This is a genomic window from uncultured Rothia sp. (assembly GCF_937976295.1).
GTDB lineage: Bacteria > Actinomycetota > Actinomycetes > Actinomycetales > Micrococcaceae > Rothia.
The window spans coordinates 1-4,640 of the sequence record NZ_CALJRY010000167.1 but is presented as its reverse complement, the minus strand read 5'-3'; the positions used below and the strand labels follow the sequence as shown (position 1 = coordinate 4,640).

General features: G+C 57.5%; 4 protein-coding genes and 1 pseudogene. 2 read left to right on the top strand and 3 right to left on the bottom strand.

Features of this window, described 5'->3' with window-relative positions; genetic code table 11:
* Positions 1-1,478 (top strand): dolichyl-phosphate-mannose--protein mannosyltransferase (locus Q0216_RS04590; RefSeq protein WP_298593285.1); only part of this gene is annotated, 1,478 nt, incomplete at its 5' end.
* Between the two features lie 192 nt (positions 1,479-1,670).
* Here the strand turns inward: Q0216_RS04590 and Q0216_RS04585 are convergent.
* The 3 genes from Q0216_RS04585 to Q0216_RS04575 all read right to left on the bottom strand — a co-directional run bounded on the left by Q0216_RS04585 (position 1,671) and on the right by Q0216_RS04575 (position 3,804).
* On the bottom strand, positions 1,671-2,999 hold the full coding sequence (locus tag Q0216_RS04585) for a TIGR01906 family membrane protein (RefSeq protein WP_298593283.1): 1,329 nt from the start codon (positions 2,997-2,999) through the stop codon (positions 1,671-1,673).
* A gap of 146 nt (positions 3,000-3,145) precedes the next feature.
* On the bottom strand, positions 3,146-3,367 hold the full coding sequence (locus tag Q0216_RS04580; RefSeq protein ID WP_298593281.1) for a DUF3499 family protein: 222 nt from the start codon (positions 3,365-3,367) through the stop codon (positions 3,146-3,148).
* A gap of 20 nt (positions 3,368-3,387) precedes the next feature.
* A complete protein-coding gene (locus tag Q0216_RS04575; RefSeq protein ID WP_298593279.1) occupies positions 3,388-3,804 on the bottom strand; it encodes a WhiB family transcriptional regulator in 417 nt (138 codons plus the stop codon).
* Between the two features lie 654 nt (positions 3,805-4,458).
* Between Q0216_RS04575 and Q0216_RS04570 the strand changes: the two are divergent.
* A pseudogene (locus tag Q0216_RS04570) lies at positions 4,459-4,640 on the top strand (hypothetical protein); the annotation flags it as partial.

Genomic DNA, 4,640 nt, shown 5'->3' with positions numbered 1-4,640 from the left:
TTGTGCTGGTTGCCGGTATTCTGCGTTTTTATAATTTGGCGCATCCGAATGCCATTGTTTTTGATGAGACCTACTACGCCAAGGATGCCTACTCGTATCTGCATTATGGTTATGAGTTGAGCTGGTCGAAGGACGCTAATGCTTCCTTTGCCGCCGGTAACCCGTCGGGTCTGTTGACGGATTCGCCGGAGTATGTGGTGCATCCGCCGTTGGGTAAGTGGATGATTGCCGCGGGCATGGCGATTTTTGGTGATAATAATCCCTTTGGTTGGCGTGTTTCTGCTGCGGTGATTGGCACCCTGTCGGTGGCGTTGATTGCTTATGCTGGCTGGTTGCTGTTCCGTTCGATGACGGTGGCGACTATTGCGGCGCTTCTGGCCGCTGTGGATGGTCTGATGCTGGTGGAGTCTCGTTTGGCTCTGCTGGATGTTTTCCAGATGTTCTGGATTCTGGCGACTTTTGTGTGTCTGGTTCTTGACCGTATTCAGGCGCGGCGCGTGTTGGCGCGCAATATTGCGGAGGCGGCACGCCAGAATAGCGGTGTGCTTCCGCCGATGCCGTGGGGCCCGAGCATGGGTCTGCGCTTGTGGCGTTTCGCTGCAGGTGTGTGCGCCGGTGCCGCGGTGGGCGTGAAGTGGAATTCGCTGTTCTTCGTGGCGGCGATGGGTCTGCTGACGGTGTTCTGGGATATTAATGCTCGCCGTATTGTGGGTCTGGACAAGTGGGGTTTGACGGCGCTGGTGCGTGACGGCATCCCCGCGTTCTTCCAGATAATTGGTGTGGGTCTGCTGGTGTATCTGAGCACCTGGGCGGGCTGGTTCCAGTCGTCGAATGCGTATTTCCGCCGCTGGGCTGTCGAGAACCCGGGCAAGGGTGTTATGTGGCTTCCTGAGGATTTGCGTTCCCTGTGGGAGTACCATGTCTCGGCGTTTAAGTTCCATTCTGGTTTGAGCAGCCCGCACACGTATTCTTCGCAGGCGTGGCAGTGGCTGATTTTGGGCCGCCCGACCTCGTACTACTATGAGTCGCCGAAGCTGGGTTCTTCGGGTTGTACCGTGAAGTCTTGTTCCGAGGCTATTTTGAATATCGGTAACCCGGCGATTTGGTGGGCGTTTATTCCGGCGATTATTGTGGCGCTTCTGGTTCTGCTTCTGAAGCGGGATTGGCGTTTTGGTGCGCTGCTGGTTGTGTTCGGTGCGGGCTATTTCCCGTGGTTTATGTACCCGAATCGCACGATGTTCTACTTCTACGCGCTGTCCTTTGAGCCGTTCCTGATCCTGCTGCTGGCGGGTGTTTTGGGTCTGGCGCTGTCGGGTGCTCGCGGTTCGGTGTTGCGTGCTCGTGTGGGCGTGACGCTGGTGGCGATTTACCTGGTGGGTGTGTTGGTGTTGAGCGCGTACTTTATGCCGTTGTGGACTGCTCAGGTGATTCCGTATGAGCAGTGGTATTCGCATATGTGGTTTAAGTCCTGGATTTAGGCTCGGGTTTTAGACCGGGGTTTTAGGCTCAGGGTTTTAGACCTGGGCTGAGGCACGAGCAATGCGAGCTTGGGTATAGCGAAGGGGGCTGGGTTCTACCGTGTGGTAGAGCCCAGCCCCCTTTGGGTGCCCTGTCCACGCTGGTTCGCGCGGTGAAGTGGCTGATGGTTTTAGTTGTCGCCGACGCGTGTTTTAGTTGTCGCTGACGCGTGCGGAGGCGAGCTTGACGCGCAGTTCCTGGCGTTCCTGGCGGCGGCGTTCTGCCTTGAGCTTGCGGTATTTGGTGGGCCAGGTGGTCACGAGCAGGAGGGAAATCTGCGCTGCCACGAGGACCGCTACGGCGATTGCTGCGTCAATCCAGAATTGCGGCGGGTAGAGGCGGATGAGGGTGCTTCGTACGGAAAACTCCCAGTTGCCCTGCGGGAAGAACACCTGGTGGAAGGTGGTGAACAACCATTCCCAGCCGAAGACGCCCACAACGCCGAGCACCACGATGAGTCCCAGGGTAATCCATGCGCCACAGAAGAGGCTACGGCGGATGGTTCCGGGGGCGCGCTCGCGCAGGGAGATACTACTAAAGAGCGTCAGCAGGAAGAGCGCGGCAACGGCTACGGTGGCGATGAGCAGTACCCACTTCACGTCGTGCATGTGGTTCACTTCTGCTTCGGTGAAGGCAAGGGTGTTGTCGGCACCGGTGGTAACGCGGGCGAGGTACTCTCGCGGCGCGAAGTTGTTGATGTAGTCCACACCGTAGGAGCCCAGGCGCATCCTCTCGATGAGGTAGTAGCCGTAGCTGTCTTCGGGGAATCCGGGGCGGTGGTATTCGAGCCAGAGGAAGGGTGCGGAGGCTACGGCACGGATCGCGATCATGAGTACGGTCAGCGGTACGGTGAGCGCGATGAGGGTTGCGCGGAGCTTGAGGAAGCGCGGGGTGTCTTCCACGGCGTCTTCGCGGGCCGCGGCGCGTTCTGCAGCTTCGGGCGAGGCTGCCAGGGAGGACAGCGGCGCGTTGGGGTCTGCGACCGCTTGGGTGTGACCGGTGCGGGTGGTTTCGGTGCGGTACTTGCGTCCGGCGGTGGAGGCGCTTGCCGCCTCCGCGGTAGCGACGGTTTCTGCTTCGGTCGCTTTTTCAGCTGCTGCAACGGCTTCTGCTTCGGCGGCCTTCTGCATGGTTTTGCGGTTGAGGTCGCTGAGCGTCGGGTTTTTGGGGGTGCTCTTCGAGTCTCGGACGAGGGGCACGAAGCCGGTGGAGACGTTGGTGCGGGTGCGCACGCGGGTGCCGACGCCCTGTTCGCGCAGTTTGCTGCGGGCGGGGACGACGGGCACGTTTCCGGTGGGCAGGTCGGGTTCTTCGGCGACGGTGGGCACGTCTGCTGCGATGCGTCCGAAGGCGCCGGTGTGCGGCGCCGGTTCGCTGGTTTTAGTTTCGGTGCGTCGGGCGTGGAGTAATTCTTCGGCGCTGGTGCGGCGGATAGCGGGGCGCAGTGCGCCCCACATTCCTCGGTGTGTTTCTTTGCTCATGGATCTCGCGTTCTTTTCGAGTGAATGCTGTTTGAGTGAGTTGCGGGTGTCTGTACTATCTGCCAGTTTCTCATACGCAAAGAACCTTCCGCATGAATTCGCGGAAGGTTCTTTGCATTCGGGTGTTTAATTCTTGGTTTTAGATTCTAGGATTCAGCGGTGTCCTGAACGGGTACCTTGTAGACCACTCGCCAACCCTGCGGTGCCGTCAGTCGTGCAGCGTGATGGTTGCAGAGATCGTAGGCGTGGGGTTCGCGGAACTCAGAGAGTGCGTCGATAAGTGCCGTGGAGTCTGCGTAGGAATAGTGGAGAGTAACAGTCGCCTCTCGCTGGCAGGTCTGGCGAGAGCACAGTCGTGCGGTCTGCATGTGGGTGGTACCTTCCTGGCTTAGTTCGCCTGCTTGCGCAGTCGGCGGCGTTCACGTTCTGACAGCCCGCCCCAGATTCCGAAGCGCTCGTCATTGTCCATTGCATATTGTAGACATTCTTCGCGCACGGGGCATACACCGCATACCCTTTTGGCGTCTCGGGTGGAGCCGCCCTTCTCGGGGAAGAAGGCTTCGGGGTCGGTCTGGGCGCAGAGTGCTTCAGCTTGCCAGGCGAGTTCTCCGTCTTCGCCTTCGGTTCCGTAGAGCCCTGCCGCTGCGGTCCATACGTCGGTGCAGGTAGGCATGTTTTGTTCTGCGTCTGCGAGAAAGGCGTCGGCGGCTTTTTCGAGAGATTGAGTGGGATTCATGCTACGGTGCTGAGCGCCTGATGCGCGCGCGGCCGCGATGGAGCGGTCCGATGCAATGTAGGAGCCCATGGGTTTTCCTTCCGTGTTCTCATTGTGAGCTTAATGAGTCTGCGGATCCGTCGTGGACGGAATCTTAGTGTGTATGGTGTGGCATGGTTTGCTTTGGCCTCTACGGTCCCTTCCAGAGCAAACACGCTTATATATCTATTAGACGTGCGACACGCCGTTTCGTCAAACTAGACTTAAACAATATTTAGATGTATGTGTTAGAGACGTCATATTTAATGTGAATTTGACCTTTATATATTTTTGCGCACGCTACTTGCCCTCGCTCACACCTAAGGGCAACCTTAGATTTCCCTACTCGAGGCATGGTTTCCATCGCTTGCAAATTCTGCATCTTGGCCGCAAATAATAAGGGTTTGCGGCAACCACCTCACCCACCCCGGCTCGACCGCCGGGAAAGAATCCAATAATTAGACAAGAAAAACTTATCTTTTTCCCTAGGCGGTTTCTAAATATTTTTTCGAGGCATTGCGAAGCATTTACATTTCCAATTTATATTTATGCCATATTCCAAAATGAGGCATTAGGGCTGTTAAATATTCTGAGCCCTTAGGTTTTTTCAAGCACCATTAGAAGTTTTTACTTTACCCCTGCGTCTTTTAGCGCCGCGCGCATTCTCCCTGACTGCTCTTCCCCCGGTACGGTAGAGTGAAACCCATGGTTACTCTTTCCCCCACCGGCGCGCCCGCGCCCACGACTCTGAACCGTTTCTTCGAGAAACTCAGCAGCCAGCAGACCCCCGCCCTGATTTGGTATTCGGCGGCAGGCGAGCGCATTGAGCTCTCCGGCAGGGTCCTCATGAACTGGGTAGACAAGAGCGCAAACCTGCTGGTTGAAGA